Here is a 20608-nt window from a genome sequence, read left to right as displayed (position 1 = left end):
GACACATTCATTTGCCGAAACTGGCTCTATTCAGAAAGCAAAAAGGCTCCCTATTGTAAAAACGCAGTCACAAAAGAGCGGTCAAGAAACGCAGTCGGCATATTTATTGCAATAGTTCCAGCATGTCTGGGATGAACCTTTCTGGCATATTTAATTAAGGGTAGAGAAATGAAAAAAGTATTCGGCAAATATTGTCTTGCAGCCATGTTCACTTTGGCTTTTTCTTTACACGCAGTCGCAGCAGATTTACCCGAAATCGAAAAGTCTGGCACTTTGAAAGTGGCGACTGAAGATGACTATGCACCGTTTAACTTTATGAAAGATGGTAAATCGGAAGGGTTTAACAAGGATATGCTCGACGAATTGCGTAAATACGCAAAATTCAATATCAACCAAAGTATTTTACCCTGGACGGGCCTGCTCGCTGCTGTATCTACCGGGCAATATGATATGGCGTTAACCGGCGCGGTGATTACCGATGAACGTCTTAATGTATTTAATTTCACACCGCCATGGGCGTCTGCGCAACATTATTTTGTGAAACGCGCAGATGACAAAACATTAAATACCATCGCAGATTTGAGCGGTAAAAAAGTAGGCGTTCAGGCAGGCAGCGCATTGCTGGCACGTCTGCCAGAACTGAAAGCGATGCTGGAGAAAGTCGGCGGTAAGCTTGGCCCGGTTGTGGAATATCAATCTTACCCGGAAGCCTATGCCGACCTGGCTAACAAACGCGTCGATTACGTGATTAACGTGGTTATCTCCGTCAATGACCTGGTGAAAGCGAAGCCGAAAGTCTTTGCCAAGGGACTGCCGGTCTCTGGCCCGGGTTATATGGCATGGCCCATCTCCAAAAGCTCCCCGGAATTGCTGGCGTTCATGACCAAATTTATGAATCACATGACCGAAACCGGCAAGCTGGCTGAGTTGCAGAAAAAATGGTTTGGCGAAACCTACGATTTGCCGAAAGAGCCGATCACCAGTGCCGATCAGTTCCACAAGTTAGCCGGTTTATAAGTTCATTGCGGCGGGCAACCGCCGCCAGTCAGAAAAGGAGGGGACCATGGATTCAATGGCATGGCAGTTATTAATTGAAGGCGCATGGACGACCCTCTGGATTTCGGGCGTGGCTATCGCGTTCGGGGTGGTTATCGGTCTGGTAATCGCCTTTATTCGTATGATGAAAATCCCGGTCGTCGATCAGGCGCTGGTGGTCTATATCAGTCTGGCGCGCGCTACACCGCTGGTGACGCTGGTTCTGTTCCTGTTCCTGTCGCTGCCGACGCTGGGCATAAACCTGGATAAAACGGCGGCGGCGATTGTGGCATTAACGCTGAATACATCCGCGTTTAATGCCGAAATCTGGCGTAACGCCTTTCGTAATTTTCCTCGTGAACAACGTGAGGCCGCCGAATCTGTTGGTATGCGGCGCTGGACCTATTTTCGCTACATTATGTTGCCGCAAATGTGGATTGAAAGCCTGCCTGCGCTGGTGAACGAGATGTCTTTTCTCATTAAAGGCAGCCCGGCGATTGCGATAATCGGCGTGGTTGACCTGACCCGCGTCACCAACCGCATTTCCTCGGTGACCTATGAACCCCTGTCTCCCATTCTGGCGGCGGGATTGCTCTACGTCATCATTATCGGCTTGTTGCTGAAATTGCAGGGCATGGCGGAACGTAAAGCGAAGCGCCTGGCGCGATAAAAGCAGGAGGGTATATGAGTCAGTGGAGTATTGTCTGGTCAGCACGCGAGAGTTTTTTCAATGGCCTGCTTTCAACGCTTGAATTGTTTATTATTGCAGCGGTTGTCGGTTTATTTATCGGCATTCTCCTGTGCTACATTATGGAATACCAAAATCGCGTAATTGACAGAATAATTATTGCTTTTGTCAGCCTGATGCGTGCTGTTCCCTTTCTGATTCTGGCCTACTTACTTTATTATGGCCTGCCACAGTTGGGTATTAGTATGGAAGCCTGGACGGCCGGTCTGCTGGCGCTGGTGATTTATCATGGTGCCTATTTCTTCGAAATATTACGTAGCCAGCGCCGTATATTTTCTGCAGGTTATATTGAAGCCGCTGTGTCGCAGGGGTTTTCTCGTTATAAAATCTTTCAGCGTATCATCCTGCCTAATATTTTCTCTTCTGCGCTGCCGCTGATGGGCAACCAGTTAATTATCTGCCTGAAAGACACGGCCTTCCTGTGCATTATTACTGTACAGGAGATCACCGCCGCCGCGAATAGCGTGCAGTCAACGTACTTTATTCCGTTTAACGCCTTTATCGTCGCCATTGCGCTGTACTGGGGCATCAGTATTTTACTTGAACTGCTGATTAAACGACTAAGCCAATATGGAAACAAGAGAGGAATGACCCATGCCTGAACAAAGTGCGGTTAGCGTTAAGAATCTGTCCAAGCAGTTTGATAACGTTGAAGTGTTACGTGATATCAACCTGACGGTGGAGAAGGGCACGGTGGTCAGTATTCTCGGTTCTTCCGGTTCAGGGAAATCGACCTTGTTGCGCTGCATGAACTGGCTGGAGCAGCCCGATCGCGGCGAAGTGCGCATCAGTGGTCAGCGCCTTGGCGTGGATGACGCCTCGGGCAAGGCCATGTCGCACAAAGATTTGTCGAAAATCCGCGAACGCGTGGGCATGGTGTTTCAGAGCTTTAATTTGTGGCCACATCTGACGGTGCTGCAAAATGTCACCGAAGCGCTGATTCATGTGAAAGGCATGAAGCGGGAGATGGCAGACGAGATTGGTCGTCGCCAGTTAGAGAAGGTCGGGATGAGCCATAAAACGGATGTGTATCCGATTACCCTTTCCGGTGGGCAGAAACAGCGCGTGGCGATTGCCCGTTCGCTGGCGATGTCTCCGGAGGTGATTTTGTTCGATGAACCGACGTCGGCGCTGGATCCTGAACTGGTGAATGAAGTGCTGGGGGTGATGAAAAACCTCGCTGCCGAAGGCTATACGATGGTGGTGGTGACGCACGAGATGGATTTTGCCCGCCAGGTGTCAGATGAAGTGGTGTTTTTAGAGAAAGGATTGCTGATCGAGAAGGCCTCGCCAGAGAAGTTCTTTACTAACCCGGACTCAGACCGCGTGCGTAAGTTTTTGCAATCCAGCCGCTAATTTCCCTTCTCACTGTAGCCCCGGTAAGCGTCAGCGCCACCGGGGGAAAACATATCCCGGATGCGGCGTAAACGCCTTATCCGGGCTACGCGACGGTAGCCCCGGTAAGCGTCAGCGCCACCGGGGGAAAACATGTCCCGCATGCAGCGTGACCGCCTTATTCGGGCTACCGCAGACATATTAATCCCGGTCAATAGCAAACGGCTGCCAGGCCTGGCGCACTGGCATCACTTCCACCCGGTTGATATTCATATGGTCCGGCAGCGTGGCGATGTAGAACATCTGTTCGGCAATATCCTGTGCGCTGAGCGGCGTGGTGCCACGGTACAAGTTATCGGATGCCGCCTGATCCCCTTTGGTGCGAACCAGCGTGAATTCCGTTTCCGCAATACCCGGCGCGAGATCGGTCACCCGTACGCCCGTACCCAGCAAATCGCAGCGCAGGTTATAGCTAAACTGCTTCACAAACGCTTTGGTTGCGCCATAAACGTGGCTACCGGGATAAGGCCACTGCCCGGCAATTGAACCAATATTAATGATACTCGCCCCTGCGCCATGCTGAATCAGCGTCGGCAGCAGCGCGTGGGTGACGTTGACCAGTCCGGTGACGTTGGTATCAATCATGGTCTGCCAGTCTTGCAAATCAACGTTTTGTGCGGGCTGTGGTGAAAGTGCCAGCCCGGCGTTATTGATAAGCGTGGTGATATCGGCGAACGCGGGGGGAAGTGCGGCAACGGCCTGTTTCACGGCGTCTTTATCGCGAACGTCCAGCTCAATAATGTGAACGGGGACATCTGCCGAAAGCGAATCCTGTAACGCCTCAAGACGTGCCAGACGGCGCCCGCTCAGCACCAGCGACCAACCTGCTTTGGCAAAGACCCGTGCGGCGGCTTCGCCGAATCCGGATGTCGCGCCGGTAATAAAGACCACTTTCTTTGCTGTTGTCATTTCTCTCTCCTGTGCTGGTTTCTTCCGCCACTATAGAAAACGCGCGCGCGGGAGAGACAGAGCCAGTTGGTGAGTAAATATGTGACACGTGTGTCACATGCCGCTAACAAGACTGGCTCTACCTGACTGCGGGTGGCGCGCCGCATGATGGAATCAACAACAACGGTATGAAAGGAGCAGGGTATGAAACTGGCACTTCAGAGCGAGATGGCGATAACCAACGATGATGTACGTCAGCTGGACCGTTCGTATGTGTTCCATTCATGGTCGATGCAAGGCAGCCTCAATCCGCTGGTGATCGCCGGAGCCAAAGGGTGCGAATTGTGGGATTACGATGGCAACACGTATCTGGATTTCAGCAGCCAACTGGTAAACGTCAATATCGGTTATCAACATCCGCGCGTTCTGGCGGCGATGAAGGCTCAACTGGAAGAGCTGACCACAATCGCGCCGGCGACGGCAAATCTCGCGCGTGGTGAAGCGGCAAAACGCATCGTTGATTTGGCCCCCGAAGGCTTTAGCAAAGTGTTCTTTACTAACGCCGGTGCTGACGCCAACGAGAACGCCATGCGTATGGCGCGTATGTACACCGGACGCGACAAGATTTTTTCTGCCTACCGTTCCTACCACGGGAATACCGGTAGTGCGATTGTGGCTACAGGCGATTCCCGTCGTATCCCGAATGAATATGCCCGTGGGCACGTTCACTTCTTTAACCCGTACCTGTATCGCAGCGAATTTAACGCCACGACCGAGGAAGAAGAGTGCCAGCGCGCACTGGCGCATCTGCGTCGGATGATTGAGTGCGAAGGGCCGAATTCTGTTGCCGCTATTCTGCTGGAGTCCGTACCAGGCACGGCCGGGATTCTGGTGCCGCCAAAAGGTTATATGCAGGGCGTACGTGCGCTGGCAGATGAATTCGGCATTGTGCTGATTGTCGATGAAGTGATGGCCGGTTTTGGCCGCACCGGGAGCTGGTTTGCGTTCGAGCAGGATGGCATTGTTCCCGATCTCATCACCTTTGCAAAAGGCGTCAATGCGGGTTACGTACCGGCAGGCGGCGTCATTATTTCTGAGAAAATCTCGCACTACTTTGACGACCACTTCTTTGCAGGCGGCCTGACCTATTCCGGTCATCCGCTGGCGATGTCGGCGATTGTCGCCACGCTGGATGCAATGAAAGATGAAAAAGTGGTAGAAAACGCGGCAACGGTGGGGGATGGAGTGCTGCGTGCAGGCCTGGCGTCACTGGCGCAGAAACATGCGTTGATTGGCGATGTACGTGGGCGTGGCATGTTCCAGGCGCTGGAACTGGTTACCGACCGCGTGACGAAAACGCCAGTGGCCGCGGCCGATATGGCGGCGATCAAAGGTGCGTTGCTCCAGGCAGGCATTTTGCCTTTTGTCGCCGAAAACCGTATTCACGTGGTACCGCCGTGCACGATGAGTGCTGCCGAAGTGCAAAAAGGGCTGGCAATTTTTGATGCAGTACTCGGTGAGTTTGGTAGCCTGGCGAAGTAATTTTCAACCGAAGTACGCCCTGGTGGCGATCGTGGTGCAGAGCCCTCTGATAGAGGGTGCTGGCCATTTTTTGAAAGTTCGAAATCGGAACATCAGGCGTTTTCGCTGCAGCCAGTTTTGACACGGACAGCGCGGAACAACCGGAGCGTACACGAAGTACGTGAGGATTGTGAGCACTGCCCTGGGCAAAAATGGCAAAGAAGATAGCCTGATGTTTTGATTTAAAGCTCGTCTCGCGAACAAGCGAAGAAGTAGCTAACCTGAATTGCGGGGAGTAATCCCCGCAAATCACCTTGTCAGGACGGATCCTCACGCACCCAAACCTTTTTCACTTAGCTCATGCGGTGTTCACCACGTATCAGCGCATCCCGGTCAAAAAAGCGCTCGATTTTGCCATTTTCCATAAAAGCGGCCCGGTCTGACATATGCGCGATGACATCCGCATCATGGCTAACCAACAAATAGCTCATATTGTGCTGGGCTTTCAGGCGGTTCAGTAAGTTGAGGATCTCTGCCTGGATTGACATATCCAGCGCCGATGTCGGTTCATCAAGCAGAAGAATTTGCGGTCGCAACAGCAGCGCCCGGGCGATCGCCACACGCTGACGCTGTCCACCCGAGAGTTGATGCGGGTAGCGCCTGGCCGAATCCGCAGGCAGCCCCACCTCTTCCAGCGCTGTGCTGACCCGCTGTTCTACCGCTTTCTCGCGGTGAATCTGTAACGGTTCTGCGAGAGTACGATACAGCGTGTGGTTGGGATGCAGTGAAGCATAAGGATCCTGAAAAACCATTTGTACGTTTCGTCGCAATGCTCCCTGGTAACGCACGCCTGCTTTTATCTTAGAACCGAACAATGACATTTCGCCGCGCCATTCACGCTGCAGCCCAGCCAGTACCCGCATCAGCGTTGATTTGCCACAGCCTGATGCGCCAATCAGGCTAAACGTCTCGCCCTGTTCGAGGGTAAAACTGGCATCGCGGACGACGGTTTTTTCCCCGAAGCTTACCTCCAGATGGCGAATTTCAGCGATGGCCATGGTCTGACTCCGTAAAAATGCGGCTGCGGTCAAGCGTCGGGAGCATTTGACCATAGGTCTGCGCCTGTGGACGGCAGTTCCACAGCGTGCGCGTGTAAGGATGTGCGGCATTGGGGAGTTCGCTGGCAGGCATTTCATCCACCTTCTGTCCCTGGTACATCACCAGCACGCGATGGCAATGCTGTGCGACCAGCGGCAAATCATGGCTGATAAGCAGCATGGCCATTTGCCGTTGTTCACACTGCGCCACCAGCAGTTCAAGGATTTGATTGCGCAGGCGAGCGTCCAGGGCTGAGGTGGGTTCATCCGCAATCAGCACCTGGGGATCGTTAACCAGCGCGATAGCGATCATGACGCGCTGGCCCATACCACCGGAAAGCTCACCGGGGTAACGCTGCAATACCGCAGGCTCCAGCTCCACGGCGCGCAATGCTTCGTTTATTTTTTCCAGCCGCTGTTTGCGGTTCAGACGCTGGTGGAGGGTGAGTGCTTCATCCAGTTGCGCAAACACGGTTTGTACAGGGTTCAACGCATAACGCGGGTCCTGTAGCACCATCGCAATGCCATTGCCGCGCAGGGCGCGCCACGCTTTATTCTCCAGAGTCAGTAAATCATGCCCGGATACGCTCAGTTCACTGGCGCTAACTTTGCCGGGTTTACGTACCAGTCCCATCAGTGCGCGGGCGGTCATCGATTTGCCGGAGCCTGATTCCCCCACCAGCGCAAGACGCTCATTGCCCAGCGTGAAGCTCAGGTCGTTGACCACGCGGGCGCCGGGATAATCGACATTCAGCCCCGATACGACAATCCGTTTTTCAGTCATGGTGTGGCTCCAGTACATCGCGCAGGCCATCGCCCAACAGGTTAAATGCAAGACTTGCCAGTAAAATGACCGCACCGGGTGCGGCGGCAATCCACCACTGATCGAAGATAACCTGCATGCCATCGGCAATCATGGCGCCCCATTCCGCCATCGGTGGGCGGGCCCCAAGGCCTAAGAAACCCAGCCCTGCGGCGGCGAGGATAATGCCCGCCAGATCCAGCGCCAGACGTACAATCGCGGATGGCAAACAGAGCGGCAGGATATGCCCCAGCAACAGTCGCCAGCCGCGAATCCCCATCATCTCCGCCGCGGCCAGATAGTCACTGTGACGAAGACGCTGGATCTCGCTACGTGCCTGACGCGCATAGGCAGGCCAGGTAGTGAGCGCAAGCGCAAGCGCACCATTGACGAGGCCGGGGCCCAGCATGGCGACAAAGGCGAACGCGAGAATCAGGCGCGGCATTGACATCACCACGTCGGTAAAGCGCATTAATACCCGTTCCAGCCAGCCACCGTAATAACCAGACAAAATGCCCACCAGCAGGCCGGCAGGCAGCGTAATGATGGTGACCAGAGCAACCAGCCCCAGCGCCGGACGCGTGCCGTAAATGAGCCGTGACAGCAAGTCACGACCATAGCTGTCGGTTCCCAGCCAGTGGGCGGCCGAAGGGGGCTGTAAGCGTGATGCGGCATCCTGCCAGTTGGGGTCTTGCGGCGCCAGCCACGGGGCAAAAACAGCAATCAAAAGCAGGACAATCACAATCATCAGACCGCTAAAACCCGCAGGGGAGTGGCGCAGACGGCGTAAAAAAAGAGTCGTCGGCATTAGCGAATCCTCGGGTCTGTGAGCCGGACCAGCAGGTCGGCGAGATTGTTTATCAGAACAAAGCAGACGCCGATAACCAGCGTACCGCCCATGATCGCGGTAGTGTCACCGGCAAACAGCGCGGTCGTCAGATAGCGGCCAATCCCCGGCCAGGAAAAGACAGTCTCGGTCAGCACCGCGCCTTCCAGCATGCTGGTATACGACAGCGCGACCACGGTCAGGAGTGTGCCGCGAATATTCGGCAGGACATGGCGTAGCATGATCGTCATCTCGCCAGCCCCCTTTGCGCGCGCCAGCAAGATGTACTCTTTGTTCATTTCGCCCAGGCAGGCCGAGCGGGTCAGGCGGGTGATACTGGCCAGAGAATAATAGGCGAGCAGAGTCACCGGGAGCACCATGTGGCTAAGGGCATTTCTGAATGCCTGACTGTCACCGGAAAGCCAGGTATCCATCAGCACAAAGCCGGTCTGTGGGGTGACCGTGTATTGATAGATATCATCCAGCCTGCCGGGGCCCGCGCTCCATTGCAACTTCGCATAGAACAACGCCAGCATTAACAGACCGAGCCAGAAGATGGGAACAGAGTTACCGAGTAGGGTAAAGGTGCGTACTGCCAGGTCCAGTGGGGAACCGGCAAAACGCGCGCATAACACGCCAGCGAAAATACCCAGCGCCGTGCCGATAACCAATGCGAGCGTGGCCAGTTCCAGCGTGGCAGGAAACGCCGAGAGCAGATCCTGCAAGACCGGTTGTCCGGTGGCGCTGGCGGTGCCTAAATCGCCGTGAAAAAGGCTCAGTAAATAGTGCCAGAATTGCACAGGAAGCGGTTGGTCCAGCCCGAGTTGGTGGCGGACCTGGTCGTAGGTCGACTGGCTGGCATGGTCGCCTACAATTTGCAGCACCCGGTCAACGGGCGAAAGGGCCGAGAGAGAGAAGGTAACCAGTAACAGACCAAACAATGTCAGGGCGAGGGTTATCAGGGTCTGGGTAACCCGTAACAGCCTGGGTGAGATGTGGGACATGACTAACTCTTAATGGCATCATTCTTAAGTGAAAACCCTCCCCGAAATGAGAGAGGGTCACTGGCGCAATCGCTAACTTACTTCGTCACGCGGTCATACCACACCATATCCGCATTTAACCCTTGCTGGTAGCCTTTCACGTTATCACGCACCACGATCTGCGTTTTCCCTTGATCCACAAAAACATAAGGCGATTTATGCTGCAATTCTTGCTGCATTGTTTTGTACAGTTCCAGACGTTTGGCGGCATCCGGTTCGGCGACGGCCGCGAGCGTGGCTTTGTTCAGCTCAGGGATCTGCCAGCCATTTAACCCGGCAACGGTACTGGATTTACCGTCATTGTAGGCAAAGGCGCTGGCATTCGAGTGGGCGTCGAAGTAATCCGGGATCCACAGACGAATCGCCGCCTGATGCTGTTTGGCGCGTACGCGTGCATAGACCTGGCTACCCGCGGCGGGTAACAGATCCACCTTCACGCCGCCCTGGGCAAAACTGGCCTGCATGGACTGGGCGATGGTAATGAACGGCGGTTTGTTTTCCACATCCAGCGTGAAGTGCGCATCTTTAATCCCCGCTTTGGCGAGGATCTCTTTGGCTTTTGCCGGGTCGAATTTAAACGGGTTATCTTCCAGCGCGCCTGGCAGGCCGACCGGCAGGAAGCTCTGATGAACGAAATATTGCCCTTTCAGCAGGTTTTTGGTGATGCCGTCGTAATCCACAAGCCAACGCGCCGCTTCCCAGAAGGCCGGGTTATTGAGTAACGGATTGGCGCTGTTACCGGTGTTAAACACCAGGTAGTTCTGCTCGGCAGACGGAATACTCAGCACTTTGATGCCTTTCTTATCCGTCAGCGCGCTAATCTGATCGGCGCCGAGGTCGCGCGCCACATCGGCATCGCCCTGTTGAATTAACAGACGACGGGAAGCTGGATCCGGCACGTTTTTAATAATGATGTTTTTCACTTTCGGCGCACCGCCCGGAGAGGTCGGGTTAGCGTCCAGCACAATGGCCTGATGCGGCTGATAGACGCGCATTTTAAACGCGCCGCTGCCCGCAGAGTGCAGCTTGAGCCAGGCGTTGCCAAAGTCGTTATCTTTCACATTGGCGCTGACCAGCTTTTCGTCCACGATCGAGGCAATTGGCGTTGAAAGAATGTTGAGAGCCACCGCCGGGCTAACATCCGCCGTCCAGTGTAACTGAATCGTATGATCGTCGATTTTCTTTAACTGACTGGCGATATTATCCGGCTGCCAGCCCAGTACGTTCAGAATAAAGGCCGGGGATTTATTCATCGTCACCGCGCGGGTATATGAGAAAATCACATCCTCCGGGCGCAGCGGGTTGCCGGAAGCAAACTTCGCATCACTTTTCAGTTTAATGGTCAGGGTTTTGGCTGCCGCATCGGGCTGCCAGTTCTCTGCCAACACCGGGTTAATCTTTTCAGGGTTCTCACGATCCGGTTGCACCAGACGCTCATACAAGCTAGGTACGGTCTGGATACTGGAGAGCTCATTGGCCTCTGCCGGATCCAGGCTGACAATATCGTCCAGACCCTGTGCAACAACCAGCGTATCCGGAGGCGTCGCAGCATAGCTGGTGGCAGAGAGCAGTGTCATGATGACGAGGGGCAGTAGTTTTTTGGTCATATGAGATCCCTGTAAAGTTAATTTAGTGTAATTATTTTGTCTCGCTAAAGTAGGCTGCTTCTGATTTTTCTTAAAGTTTAAATTCATCTTTGTTTATGCGCTTACGGCATAAGCCAGATGATTTGGCTATGAAAATGACGCCGAAGAAAGATGCCACTCCGCTCTCCTGACCTGAACGCCGTTTGAAATGGAGGGGGTAGTCACGACCAGTTCCGATCATCATGATACTTGTCTGCTTGAGCCTGATATTTATTGACTGCTATACAGAACGCAATTGAAGGTGAAAGGGTAGTAAAAAGGATAACCCTCATCCGTTGCTTGTCATCCTGATGTAGCATGACAGCACTTTGCATTATATTGGTGCTCGTTGTCTTCAGAGGGATTTTATGGGATCGAATAAAGACGCAGCAGTGGATTATCTTATAAAACACGCTGGGCCGACTTCAAAGAGTCAGTGTGCGGTTTATACGCGCCTGGCTATTGCAGCCGGAGGAATAAATATTCTAAATACAGAATACGCAAAAGATTATGGTAATTCACTGCTCAAGGCCGGATTCACTGCTTTACCCTCTTCTTCAAGTCCTGAAAAGGGCGATGTTGTTGTTATTCAGCCATATCCTGGAAGCCGCCTTCAGGCTGGCCATATGGCTATGTTTGATGGGAAAACGTGGTATTCCGATTTTAAACAAAAGGATTTATATCCCGGTAATGGTTACCGGTGACCTGTTCCCCATAAATTAACATATCTCAATGTTATCATTGTCTGCTGTTGGCACACTGGGGATGTCCTGGCATGGCAGATTTGCCCCTGGATGCGCTGTCAATTCTGCCCAAGTTATGCAAACCGAAATCATTGGAACGGCTCATGAATATCCAATTCACAAACATCACCCCAGCCAGCTCGGGGTTTGCGGAGTTAAAATTAAAGAGCATGGCTGAAGGATTTAACATGCTACACCGACTGGAAGAAAATTGGCTAAACGGACAGAACCGCTTTGACAGGCCCGGAGAAAAACTGCTTGGGGCTTATGTTGATGATGTAATTGTTGGCGTATGCGGACTTAACATCGATCCCTTTACCAAAATAACTGGCACCGGACGTCTGCGACATCTCTATGTAGATACTGCATGGAGAAGAAATCATGTTGGCAGCGGTTTGCTCAGTGAAATACTTAAAGATGCTGACCTCTGGTTTAATTTTATCAACACAAACGCACCATCATCGGCATTCACATTTTATGAACGAGCCGGCTTTGTTGCTTTATGTGATATGGATAAAGTTACACACCACTTTTGCCTGAGAAAGCAGGCACGGTAGTACATTCTCGTTTTGGACACAGCGCCGATTGTGCCCTGTGTCAGACGGTTAGATCATCTTCTCATCTACAGCCCGGGTCAGAGTTTATGGTCTCTGTTCTGAAGCAACTGAACGGTTGCTGTGAGCGTGGAGCGGACGTTTTTGCTGTTTCGGTGATTTAATCTGCTTCTGTTAGCCTCATTCCTTTTCTGACAAGGTCTCTCAACCAGTTCGTGCAACCAAAAAATATGGTTGTAGTGCTCTCTGTCTTTATCGCGTTAATCTGACTGTATCTAAAAGACCACAAACAAGAAACTCTGTATGGAAATTATTTTAATGCGTCATGGAAAGCCTGCTTTAAGAGGCTATTCGAGAGTAACCAGCCGTGAAATGACCAACTGGATAGCAGAATATGATTTATCTGATACAGGAACCGATATTCCACCTGATTCCAGTAAATTATTAGCATCCAGCGCATTACAAATCATAAGTAGTCCGCTTCCGAGAGCGCTTTCTTCTCTGAAAGCATTGGGTTGCGAGCCGGACGTCATTGATGAGGTCTTCAGGGAAGCTGGCCTGCCTATATTTCACATACCCGGTTTAAGGTTATCCTCAACCCTCTGGGCTGCTTTTTTCCGCGTCATGTGGCTATGCGGCTTATCCCATAATGTGGAGCGCCTGGAAATAGCAAAACAACGTGCTGTTAAAGCTGCGAATATACTCGTAACCTTTGCAAAAATATCAAACGGCCCTGTGCTGCTTATGGGGCATGGGGTGATGAATCGACTAATTGCAAGGGAACTCAGGTCCTTAGGTTTGAAGGAGTATCGTTGTCAGGGGAATGGCTACTGGAACGCGAGGATCTACAGTCAAAATCTTAATTAGACATCTAATGTCTCCAGACACTTGAGATGAGTAGGTCCGCTCTGGCACTCAGCAGCCCGAAAAGGATGGGCATGTCCGCTTAAAGCGAAGAAGGGATGTTGGCAACCACGTCATGAATTACAGAACAGTGGTCTGGTGTGAATAACAGTCATTGATTCTCAACGCCAGGCCGCCAAAACTACGAGGCTCGCTTTTCGAGAAGAGCAACAAACATGCTGTTGAGTGTAAAGCCATTCTTGCTTACGAAACGAAGGCGTCGCTGACTTTTGCGGGGAACAATCCCCGCAAATCATCGTGTCAGGCTGGAGCCCCACGATCCCAACGTTTACCCTGCCTGGGTTTTTTGCGTGCGGGCAAGCTGTACAGCGCTTTGCCATTCATGCCAGCGTTTTTGCAATCTACCGTGGCGCTGATCGTCCGGTATGAAGGTCATATGCTCAGGAAGATACTGGCGAAGCTGTTCGGTATCGACCTGCACCAGCGCCTTACGTGCCAGTAGCGCCGCCCCCATTGCCGAGAGCTCCGGGACATCGCTGCGCATTACCGGGCAACCCAGCAAATCCGCCTGATACTGCATCAGCCAGTCGTTTTTGGTAGGGCCGCCATCGACCATCAGCGCTTTTAAGGCAAAATCACCGTGCTGGCGCATGGCAATCACTACATCGGCAATTTGATAAGTGATGGACTCCAGCGCTGCGCGAACCAGATGCGCGCGCTTGACGCCACGACTCAGACCATGAATCAGCCCGCGCGCATCTTCGTCCCACCAGGGCGCGCCAAGGCCCGTCAGCGCCGGAACAAAATAGACGCCAAGTGTCGATTCCACTGATGCAGGCAGCGTATTCAGCGCCTGAGCCAGCTCCGCTTCCGGCAGCGTGTTCAAGCCCGTGCTTTCCGCCATCCACGCTACCGCGTCGCCGGTATGGGGAATATTGCCCTCCAGCCCGTACACCAGCCGTTCGCCATCATGCCAGGCCACGGTGGTGGCCAGTGCTTTAACATCACACTGTGCGGATACCACCGGCGCCATCACCGATGAACCGGTACCGTAGGTTGCTTTCACACACCCGGCCGCGCCGAGTCCGTGGGCGAATAACGCCGCATGAGAATCCCCGATCATCGCCATCACCGGGATCCCATCCGGGATGGCATCCAGCCCTTTGGTGTAGCCAAACAATCCGCTGGAAGGGCGAATTTCCGCCAGCGCCTGACGCGGGATCTGGAAGAGGGCCAGCATCTCCGCGTCCCATTCAGCGGTATGGAGATTAAGTAATTGTGTTCGTGAGGCGTTAGAGTAGTCGCAGCAAAACGACTCGCCCGCGGTCAAATGCCAGAGCAGCCAGCTATCTATTGTGCCCAGGCAAATTTCACCTTGCTCCGCCAGCGCCTGGCCGTTGGGCACGGAACCTAACAGCCAGCGCATTTTGGACGCGGAAAACAGCGGGGCGACGGGTAATCCTGTCACCGCTTTAATCTTCGCTTCCTGACCTTGCTCGCGCAGGGCATGGCAAAAATCTGCCGTGCGCGAACATTGCCAGGTAATGGCCGGGCCTAACGGCAACCCGCTTGCACGGTACCAACCTATAGCCGTTTCCCGCTGATTACTGATCGCCAGGGCGGCAACGCGCTCAGGGCCAACCTGCGCAACCACCTCGCCTACCACCGCCAGCGAGGCCTGCAACAGTAATTCGCCGGACTGCTCCACCCAGCCCTCGCGAGGCGTCTGGATCGACAACGGACGCGAACTTTTCGCCACCACGTTACCCTGCTCATCCAGCGCGACGGCTTTGGCGTTGGTTGTCCCTTCATCAAGCGCAATGACAATATCTTTCGACACGGTAGTTCTCCATCAGGCCCATGCGCACGGCATCACTGGTGCAGGTAAGTATCAACGCCGAGATAGCGCGTGAAGGCTTCATGCAGGACGGCGCCGCTGGCCGCATGGTTCATCGCCACGTGGTGTTCAAAACCGTTACGGCAAATGTAGGTCAGCAACGCTTCCAGATGCGGAACCTGAATAACTGCGCGGCACCCGACGGTATCCAGCGGATCGTCGACGGATTTGCCTTCGCCCACATAGGCTTTGATCTCCCCGGTCAAATCATCGGTGCTCAGACGGAAGTAGGTGAGGGGGCCGGATTTCAGACGACCGTGTACCGCGCCGCAGGTGTTCTCTTTACCCACCGTGGTACCGATAATATCGGCGGTGCCCATATGCGGTGTTTCCAGGCTGGCGGCTGCAAAGTTGCCGCAGTGGAACAGCACGCATTTGTCGCGATCGTCGCCAAAGTTGTTATTCCAGTCGGCAATGGAGGCCGGGCTCATATTGGCGCTGGCCAGGGCGTACATGGACAGCGCGCCCATCACGTCGACTTCACAGGCAGACGGCATCAGTTGACCGGACATCACGCTCATAATAGAGCAGACGTTAATGCCCAGGTTTTCCTGTAGCGAAGTCCAGCACTGAATGGCGGTGGTGTCGATATCGTTAGCGACAACCCATTCGCTGATTACCACAAACAGTTTCGCCATGGTGACCAGTTTGTCGGCGGCGATACCGCTGGCGTCGGCGTTATCAATCAGCAGACGGCGTTTCTCATCAACGCGGATATCGTCATCACGCAGCAGTTTGATGCGGGTAAAGACTTCGGACAGATCCAGGGTTTCCACCGCAATGCCCAGGCGCTCGAGCAGTTTTTCGCTGTAGCGTACGGTGTTGAAGCCGGCCGGGCGTGCGCCGATCGCCCCCACGCGAACGCCACGCATGCTGCTCACCACGCGGCAGATTTGCTCAAAACGTTTCAGGTCCTGCTCGAAAACCTCACCGCCGAGGGCGCAAACGTGCTGGGTGGTCAGGGTGAACGGAATACCGTACTGGCGCAGGTTGTTGCACAGGGAGATCTTGCCGCAGAAGCTGTCGCGGCGCGTCGCCAGGCCCATTTTATCCAGATTGTCTTCTTCGGCCTGGACCAGCACCGGGACATTCAGACCCGACAGGCGCAGGGTTTCCGCCACCGCTTTTTCATCGCCGAAGTTCGGCAAAAGCACGACCACGCCATGAATCTCATCACGGTGCGCGCGGAACAGTTCAGCACAGATTTTGGCATCCTGGCGAGTTTCAACACCGCCGAGTTCGGTCTGGGTTTCATCAAGCATAATGGTTTTTATACCCAGACGGCCAAACAGGGCGACCGCCTGCTCACGGGCTTCTGCCACCAGGTAACTTGGGAAGAATCCACGGTTGCCAATAATAACCGCCATGGTCAGTTGTTGAGGAATGCGGGACATTGTTCTCTCTCCAGTAAGTTGTTCTTTCTTATTTTTATTGCCGTGTCAGCAGTGCACGGGCATTTTTCACCACGCCAGCGGCGTCAATTTCATGACGGGCGCGGGTGGAAGCGCGATCGGCGGCGATAGCATATTGACCATCAGGGATACCGAGGCGGCAAAGCGGGATACCACATCCGGCTTCTGCCAGCACTTCGGCGACCAGACTGCCCACGCCGCCATTGACGTTGTGCTCTTCAACGCTGACGACAGCTTTACAGGTTTTCAGTGCGGCCAGTAATTGCGAGGTATTGCATGGACGAATAGACGGTACACTGATAACACTGGCCTCAATACCGCCTTCTGCCAGTTGTGTGGCGGCGGCGACAATTTCATGCACTGTCGATCCCATTGCCACCAGCGCAATGTCTTTGCCTTCACGTAGCACATCAATTTCACCCGGTTTGAACTGATAACCTTCATTGTGCAGTTCCGGTAACGCTTTACCGTCCAGGCGGATGTAGACCGGGCCGACGTGTTCCAGCGCATAGTCGATTATCTGTCGGCATTCAACGGGGCAGGAGGGGGCGTAAATTTCGATGTTGCCAAAACCACGGAGCACGGAAATATCGTCGATGCTGTGGTGCGTACTGGCCAGCGGGCCATAGCTGGCGCCGGCGTTCAGGCCAAACAGCTTCACGTTGGTGTTGTTGTAGCAAATGTCCACTTTGATCTGTTCGTTGGCGCGCGAGATCAAAAACGGCGCGGCATTACAGGTCACCGCGACTTTACCACCGATGGCAAGCCCGGCGGCGGCGCCCACCAGTGTCTGCTCGGCGATACCGACATTCACCAGGCGACCCGGGAATTTCTTCATAAACGGGGAGATCTTGGCTGTGGAGGTGGAGTCTGCCACCACCGGTACCAGGTCTACGCCACGGTCAACGGCGTCGATAAACGCATTCACCATCACCGTGGCGAGATGTTCGCTATTACTCATCTTTTAGTTCCTCCAGCGCCAGTTCAACTTCTTCCCCTTTCGGCACACGGTGGTGCCATTCCGGACGTCCCTGAATAAAGGAGACGCCAGCGCCTTTGGTGGTGTAAGCAATCACAACATGCGGTTTCCCGGCAGGCTGCAATCCCTCCAGCGTCGCCACCACGTCGGCCATATTGTTACCGTTACACTCGGTAACCTGCATGCCGAAGGCGCGCCATTTTTCGTCCAGCGGATCGGTGTTCATGATCTCTTTGGTCGGGCCGGCCAGTTGCAGGCTGTTTTTGTCGTTAATAATGATCAGGTTGTCGAGCTGGTAATGGGCGGCGACCAGCGCGGCTTCCCAGTTACTGCCCTCAGCCAGTTCACCGTCGCCGGTCACGACAAAGACCCGGCGTTTGCTGTTGCTGCGCTTTGCCGCCAGTGCGATGCCGACGGCTACCGGCAGACCATGGCCGAGTGCGCCAGTATTGAGTTCAATACCCGGTGTCTTATGTTTCACCGGATGGCCCGGCAGATGGGAATCGGGATGTTGGTAGGTTGCCAGCCAGTCAACAGGAATGAAGCCAGCTTCCGCCAGGATGCAGTAATAACCACCCACCGCGTGACCTTTTGACTGGATGTAAATGTCGCGTTCATCGCTCTCTTTCAGTGCTGGCGAACAGTTAAGAATGCGGAAATAGAGCGCAGTTAGCAGCTCAACCTGGGATAAATCAGCCCCCGTGTGCCCGCCTGCCGGGCTTTCTGCATTCAGCACGATAATGCGACGGCGTACAGCGCGTGCTTTTTTTTCAAGCTCCTCAACCGAGAGCGAAAACGGATTCATAGTCCACCTCTTGAATGTATAGTCTGTATTGAATAAATATTCAATCAGGGTGAAAAAGCGCGCCTGAGCAGCATGTTGCAGTGATTTTGGCAAGGTTCAACGTCAGGTTGTTAACGCTTTGAATATATATTCACTACTGATTTATTATTCATGAGTAAAGATATGCCTTGTCCCTGGGTTTGTCTACGCCTTGTGCAGGCAAATTTGGAAGAAAGGAGAATATGATCACATTTGGATCATCGCGCCCGGCAATGCGCAGCTTGTTATCTATTCGGGTATGAATAAAAATGACAGGAGAGGATTTAAGGGGAAACCAATGTCAAAGCAGGATGAGCAGCGTTTGCTGGTGAAAATCGCCACGCTTTACTACAACGAGAATAAAAAGCAGTCAGAGATTGCCTCGCTGCTGAACTTATCACAATCATTTGTCTCACGCGCGCTGACGCGTTGTCAAAAAGAAGGGCTGGTGAAAATCACCGTCGTACAGCCCACCAATATTTTTGTGTCGCTGGAAAAAGCCATCGAGCAGCAGTATGGCATCCGTCAGGCAATTGTGGTGGATGTGGGGGAAAACGCCAGCAATGCGCAGATAAAACATGCTATCGGCAGTGCGGCGGCACACTATATGGAAACCCGTGTCCGCCCGGAAGACCTGGTGGGGATCTCCGCCTGGAGTAGCACCATTCGCTGTATGGTTGATGAAATGCATCCGCAGACTATCCGGGCTCAGGGCGTTATTCAGCTGCTGGGCGGGGTAGGGCCGAACGGCAACGTGCAGGCGACCATTCTGACTCAACAACTGGCGGAATATTTAGGCTGCCCGGCCTGGTTACTGCCTTCGCAAAGTATTGAGCACTCCGTTGAAGAGCGCGCGCGGCTGGTCAATAGTCCGGATGTGGCGGCGGTAGTGGCGAAATTTGCCGAGGTTGATGTGGCGATTGTCGGGATTGGTGAGCTGGAACCGTCACAGTTACTGAAAAACTCCGGTAACTATTACAACGAAAATATGCTCCATTTACTCTCTGAACGTGGTGCGGTGGGCGATATCTGCCTGCATTACTATGATGCGGCAGGCAAGCCGGTCCTCACTCACGAAGAAGACCCGGTGATTGGCATGGAGCTTGAGCAAATCCGCGCCTGTAAGCAGGTTATCGCGCTGGCGGGCGGTCCGGAAAAACACAATGCCGTTCGCGGTGCGTTGCAGGGGAATTACATCGACGTCCTGATCACGGATTACGCCACGGCGCGGAGTCTGGTGAAAGGCGAATAAAAACAGGTGCGACAACCTGTTAAAACGCGGTGATACCATGACGGGCGCTCACCCTGGCAATAACACTCACTGGCCGGATATGCGAAACGGTATCCGCAGAAACGTTTTTCAGCGCAGAAAAATATAAAGTGTAATTAAAAAAGACACAGGAATTTATGGCACTTCGCCTGATGCCTGCTGTGCGTTGATTTTATTGCTAAAAATTCTGTCTGTCGCGTAAACATTCCGATACCAAATCCTTGTTGCTACCGCTCAGGCCGCCTCAGCGCCCCGGCGGGCTTTTGTTACTATCCGGACATACAATTTATATTTCGGCGACACCTGCGCCTGTACGCTTTCCCGTCAGATTGACCTTATTTCTACGTCAGACCACAGGGAGAGGGGATGAAACGCGCATGGATATTTTTAGTTCTGTTGCTGGCAAACTACGCCCATGCCGGTATCCAGCTTGCCGCGACCCGGGTGATTTACCCGGCCGGGAAGCGCGAAGTTACCCTTGCAGTCACCAGCAAAGACCCCACCCCACGCCTGATCCAGACCTGGATTGAGAACGACAGCGCGGACACTGCGAAAGTGCCGTTTATCATCCTGCCCCCCATCTTCCGGCTTGACCCCGACAAAGGGCAGACGCTGCGCATTGTGTATACCGGCGGCGCCGTGCCCCAGGACCGGGAATCGGTGTTCTGGCTGAACGTGCTGGAAATCCCGCCGAAGCCGGCGGGCAAAGCCGACCATATCCAGCTCACCGTCCGCTCGCGCCTGAAACTGTTTTATCGCCCGGTGGGACTGGCGGGTTCGCCGAAAGCAGCCGTGGCGCAACTGCGCTGGCGCCTGGTACAGAACAATCAGGGTTATGCGCTGGAATGCGAGAATCCGTCGGCCTTTACCGTCTCGCTGAACCATGTCGGGCTGACAGACAAAGTGAAAAGCGAGGATGAACGGCAGAGCGGGATGTGCCCGGCCAGAGGGCATCAACGCTTTGCCATACAGGCAACACCCGCGCAGCTGGCTGGCGGGACGCTCTTTTTTACCACCATTGATGACTACGGCGGCCAGCATCACCATCAGGCGACCTGGCACCGCTGAGTCGCCGCGCTCTTTTTT

General features: G+C 53.9%; 20 protein-coding genes. 10 read left to right on the top strand and 10 right to left on the bottom strand.

Annotated elements, in window-relative coordinates:
• Nucleotides 1–168 precede the first annotated feature (168 nt).
• Genes L2097_RS12655 through L2097_RS12640 form a run of 4 tightly spaced genes read left to right on the top strand, consistent with a single transcriptional unit; the run spans nucleotide 169 to nucleotide 3139 of the window.
• Nucleotides 169–1017, top strand: a complete 849-nt coding sequence (locus L2097_RS12655; protein ID WP_041852217.1) for a transporter substrate-binding domain-containing protein — start codon at nucleotides 169–171, stop codon at nucleotides 1015–1017.
• Nucleotides 1018–1063: 46 nt separating this feature from the next.
• Entirely contained in the window at nucleotides 1064–1705 is a 642-nt protein-coding gene (locus tag L2097_RS12650) for an amino acid ABC transporter permease (RefSeq protein WP_047371366.1), read from the top strand.
• Nucleotides 1706–1719: 14 nt separating this feature from the next.
• The gene (locus L2097_RS12645; protein ID WP_047371365.1) at nucleotides 1720–2385 is read left to right on the top strand and encodes an amino acid ABC transporter permease; all 666 of its coding nucleotides are present in this window, start codon (nucleotides 1720–1722) and stop codon (nucleotides 2383–2385) included.
• Entirely contained in the window at nucleotides 2378–3139 is a 762-nt protein-coding gene (locus L2097_RS12640) for an amino acid ABC transporter ATP-binding protein (RefSeq protein ID WP_047371364.1), read from the top strand. The genes L2097_RS12645 and L2097_RS12640 overlap by 8 nt, the downstream gene beginning before the upstream one ends.
• Before the next feature lie 180 nt (nucleotides 3140–3319).
• Here L2097_RS12640 and L2097_RS12635 read toward each other — a convergent pair whose 3' ends face one another.
• A complete protein-coding gene (locus tag L2097_RS12635) occupies nucleotides 3320–4087 on the bottom strand; it encodes an SDR family NAD(P)-dependent oxidoreductase (protein WP_103280048.1) in 768 nt (255 codons plus the stop codon).
• A gap of 183 nt (nucleotides 4088–4270) precedes the next feature.
• Here L2097_RS12635 and L2097_RS12630 point away from each other — a divergent pair, with 183 nt between their 5' ends.
• Entirely contained in the window at nucleotides 4271–5608 is a 1338-nt protein-coding gene (locus L2097_RS12630; protein WP_047371362.1) for an aspartate aminotransferase family protein, read from the top strand.
• A gap of 332 nt (nucleotides 5609–5940) precedes the next feature.
• On the opposite strand, the gene L2097_RS12625 is transcribed toward L2097_RS12630, so the two are convergent.
• From L2097_RS12625 to L2097_RS12605, 5 genes are all read right to left on the bottom strand, one after another.
• Nucleotides 5941–6645 (bottom strand): ABC transporter ATP-binding protein, encoded by a 705-nt coding sequence (locus L2097_RS12625; RefSeq protein WP_250352930.1) that lies wholly within the window; start codon nucleotides 6643–6645, stop codon nucleotides 5941–5943.
• A complete protein-coding gene (locus tag L2097_RS12620) occupies nucleotides 6632–7468 on the bottom strand; it encodes an ABC transporter ATP-binding protein (protein ID WP_250352929.1) in 837 nt (278 codons plus the stop codon). Before L2097_RS12620 ends, L2097_RS12625 begins: the two co-directional genes overlap by 14 nt.
• Entirely contained in the window at nucleotides 7461–8294 is an 834-nt protein-coding gene (locus tag L2097_RS12615) for an ABC transporter permease (protein WP_047371359.1), read from the bottom strand. Before L2097_RS12615 ends, L2097_RS12620 begins: the two co-directional genes overlap by 8 nt.
• The gene (locus L2097_RS12610; RefSeq protein ID WP_047371358.1) at nucleotides 8294–9316 is read right to left on the bottom strand and encodes an ABC transporter permease; all 1023 of its coding nucleotides are present in this window, start codon (nucleotides 9314–9316) and stop codon (nucleotides 8294–8296) included. The genes L2097_RS12615 and L2097_RS12610 overlap by 1 nt, the downstream gene beginning before the upstream one ends.
• A gap of 77 nt (nucleotides 9317–9393) precedes the next feature.
• Nucleotides 9394–10962: an ABC transporter substrate-binding protein gene (locus L2097_RS12605; protein ID WP_250352928.1), complete on the bottom strand. Its 1569-nt coding sequence runs from the start codon at nucleotides 10960–10962 to the stop codon at nucleotides 9394–9396.
• A 386-nt stretch (nucleotides 10963–11348) separates the two neighbouring features.
• Between L2097_RS12605 and L2097_RS12600 the strand changes: the two genes are divergently transcribed.
• The 3 genes from L2097_RS12600 to L2097_RS12590 all read left to right on the top strand — a co-directional run bounded on the left by L2097_RS12600 (nucleotide 11349) and on the right by L2097_RS12590 (nucleotide 13144).
• Entirely contained in the window at nucleotides 11349–11684 is a 336-nt protein-coding gene (locus tag L2097_RS12600; protein WP_250352927.1) for a hypothetical protein, read from the top strand.
• Nucleotides 11685–11827: 143 nt separating this feature from the next.
• Nucleotides 11828–12280, top strand: a complete 453-nt coding sequence (locus tag L2097_RS12595; protein WP_250353168.1) for a GNAT family N-acetyltransferase — start codon at nucleotides 11828–11830, stop codon at nucleotides 12278–12280.
• 300 nt (nucleotides 12281–12580) lie between these two features.
• A complete protein-coding gene (locus L2097_RS12590) occupies nucleotides 12581–13144 on the top strand; it encodes a histidine phosphatase family protein (protein WP_071845905.1) in 564 nt (187 codons plus the stop codon).
• A gap of 325 nt (nucleotides 13145–13469) precedes the next feature.
• On the opposite strand, the gene L2097_RS12585 is transcribed toward L2097_RS12590, so the two are convergent.
• From L2097_RS12585 to L2097_RS12570, 4 genes are read right to left on the bottom strand one after another with little or no spacing between them, the layout of a single operon-like run.
• Nucleotides 13470–14981, bottom strand: a complete 1512-nt coding sequence (locus L2097_RS12585) for an FGGY family carbohydrate kinase (protein WP_250352926.1) — start codon at nucleotides 14979–14981, stop codon at nucleotides 13470–13472.
• Nucleotides 14982–15013: 32 nt separating this feature from the next.
• Nucleotides 15014–16432: an L-fucose/L-arabinose isomerase family protein gene (locus tag L2097_RS12580; protein WP_085005633.1), complete on the bottom strand. Its 1419-nt coding sequence runs from the start codon at nucleotides 16430–16432 to the stop codon at nucleotides 15014–15016.
• Between the two features lie 34 nt (nucleotides 16433–16466).
• Nucleotides 16467–17411 carry a transketolase family protein gene (locus tag L2097_RS12575; protein ID WP_229221372.1) on the bottom strand — a complete coding sequence of 315 codons (945 nt, stop codon included), beginning with the start codon at nucleotides 17409–17411 and terminating at the stop codon, nucleotides 16467–16469.
• On the bottom strand, nucleotides 17404–18234 hold the full coding sequence (locus L2097_RS12570; protein WP_047371350.1) for a transketolase: 831 nt from the start codon (nucleotides 18232–18234) through the stop codon (nucleotides 17404–17406). Before L2097_RS12570 ends, L2097_RS12575 begins: the two co-directional genes overlap by 8 nt.
• Nucleotides 18235–18550: 316 nt before the next feature.
• Here L2097_RS12570 and L2097_RS12565 point away from each other — a divergent pair, with 316 nt between their 5' ends.
• Together L2097_RS12565 and L2097_RS12560 are read left to right on the top strand one after the other, a co-directional pair.
• Nucleotides 18551–19504 (top strand): sugar-binding transcriptional regulator, encoded by a 954-nt coding sequence (locus tag L2097_RS12565; RefSeq protein ID WP_047371349.1) that lies wholly within the window; start codon nucleotides 18551–18553, stop codon nucleotides 19502–19504.
• A gap of 384 nt (nucleotides 19505–19888) precedes the next feature.
• Nucleotides 19889–20590, top strand: coding sequence for a fimbrial biogenesis chaperone (locus L2097_RS12560; RefSeq protein ID WP_250352925.1), 702 nt, complete (start codon nucleotides 19889–19891; stop codon nucleotides 20588–20590).
• The last annotated feature ends 18 nt before the right edge of the window (nucleotides 20591–20608 follow it).

It is taken from the genome of Citrobacter sp. MNAZ 1397 (assembly GCF_023613995.1).
Classification (GTDB): domain Bacteria; phylum Pseudomonadota; class Gammaproteobacteria; order Enterobacterales; family Enterobacteriaceae; genus Phytobacter; species Phytobacter ursingii.
This window is presented reverse-complemented; position numbering and strand designations above follow the sequence as displayed.

Bases quoted from the DNA above. Each gene is read 5' to 3' on its own strand.
- L2097_RS12590 (WP_071845905.1), top strand. From the start codon at position 12,581: ATGGAAATTATTTTAATGCGTCATGGAAAGCCTGCTTTAAGAGGCTAT.
- L2097_RS12640 (WP_047371364.1), top strand. From the start codon at position 2,378: ATGCCTGAACAAAGTGCGGTTAGCGTTAAGAATCTGTCCAAGCAGTTT.
- L2097_RS12570 (WP_047371350.1), bottom strand. From the start codon at position 18,234: ATGAATCCGTTTTCGCTCTCGGTTGAGGAGCTTGAAAAAAAAGCACGC.
- L2097_RS12635 (WP_103280048.1), bottom strand. From the start codon at position 4,087: ATGACAACAGCAAAGAAAGTGGTCTTTATTACCGGCGCGACATCCGGA.
- L2097_RS12655 (WP_041852217.1), top strand. From the start codon at position 169: ATGAAAAAAGTATTCGGCAAATATTGTCTTGCAGCCATGTTCACTTTG.
- L2097_RS12595 (WP_250353168.1), top strand. From the start codon at position 11,828: ATGAATATCCAATTCACAAACATCACCCCAGCCAGCTCGGGGTTTGCG.
- L2097_RS12580 (WP_085005633.1), bottom strand. From the start codon at position 16,432: ATGTCCCGCATTCCTCAACAACTGACCATGGCGGTTATTATTGGCAAC.
- L2097_RS12565 (WP_047371349.1), top strand. From the start codon at position 18,551: ATGTCAAAGCAGGATGAGCAGCGTTTGCTGGTGAAAATCGCCACGCTT.
- L2097_RS12560 (WP_250352925.1), top strand. From the start codon at position 19,889: ATGAAACGCGCATGGATATTTTTAGTTCTGTTGCTGGCAAACTACGCC.
- L2097_RS12575 (WP_229221372.1), bottom strand. From the start codon at position 17,411: ATGAGTAATAGCGAACATCTCGCCACGGTGATGGTGAATGCGTTTATC.
- L2097_RS12625 (WP_250352930.1), bottom strand. From the start codon at position 6,645: ATGGCCATCGCTGAAATTCGCCATCTGGAGGTAAGCTTCGGGGAAAAA.
- L2097_RS12605 (WP_250352928.1), bottom strand. From the start codon at position 10,962: ATGACCAAAAAACTACTGCCCCTCGTCATCATGACACTGCTCTCTGCC.
- L2097_RS12600 (WP_250352927.1), top strand. From the start codon at position 11,349: ATGGGATCGAATAAAGACGCAGCAGTGGATTATCTTATAAAACACGCT.
- L2097_RS12615 (WP_047371359.1), bottom strand. From the start codon at position 8,294: ATGCCGACGACTCTTTTTTTACGCCGTCTGCGCCACTCCCCTGCGGGT.
- L2097_RS12610 (WP_047371358.1), bottom strand. From the start codon at position 9,316: ATGTCCCACATCTCACCCAGGCTGTTACGGGTTACCCAGACCCTGATA.
- L2097_RS12650 (WP_047371366.1), top strand. From the start codon at position 1,064: ATGGATTCAATGGCATGGCAGTTATTAATTGAAGGCGCATGGACGACC.
- L2097_RS12645 (WP_047371365.1), top strand. From the start codon at position 1,720: ATGAGTCAGTGGAGTATTGTCTGGTCAGCACGCGAGAGTTTTTTCAAT.
- L2097_RS12620 (WP_250352929.1), bottom strand. From the start codon at position 7,468: ATGACTGAAAAACGGATTGTCGTATCGGGGCTGAATGTCGATTATCCC.
- L2097_RS12630 (WP_047371362.1), top strand. From the start codon at position 4,271: ATGAAACTGGCACTTCAGAGCGAGATGGCGATAACCAACGATGATGTA.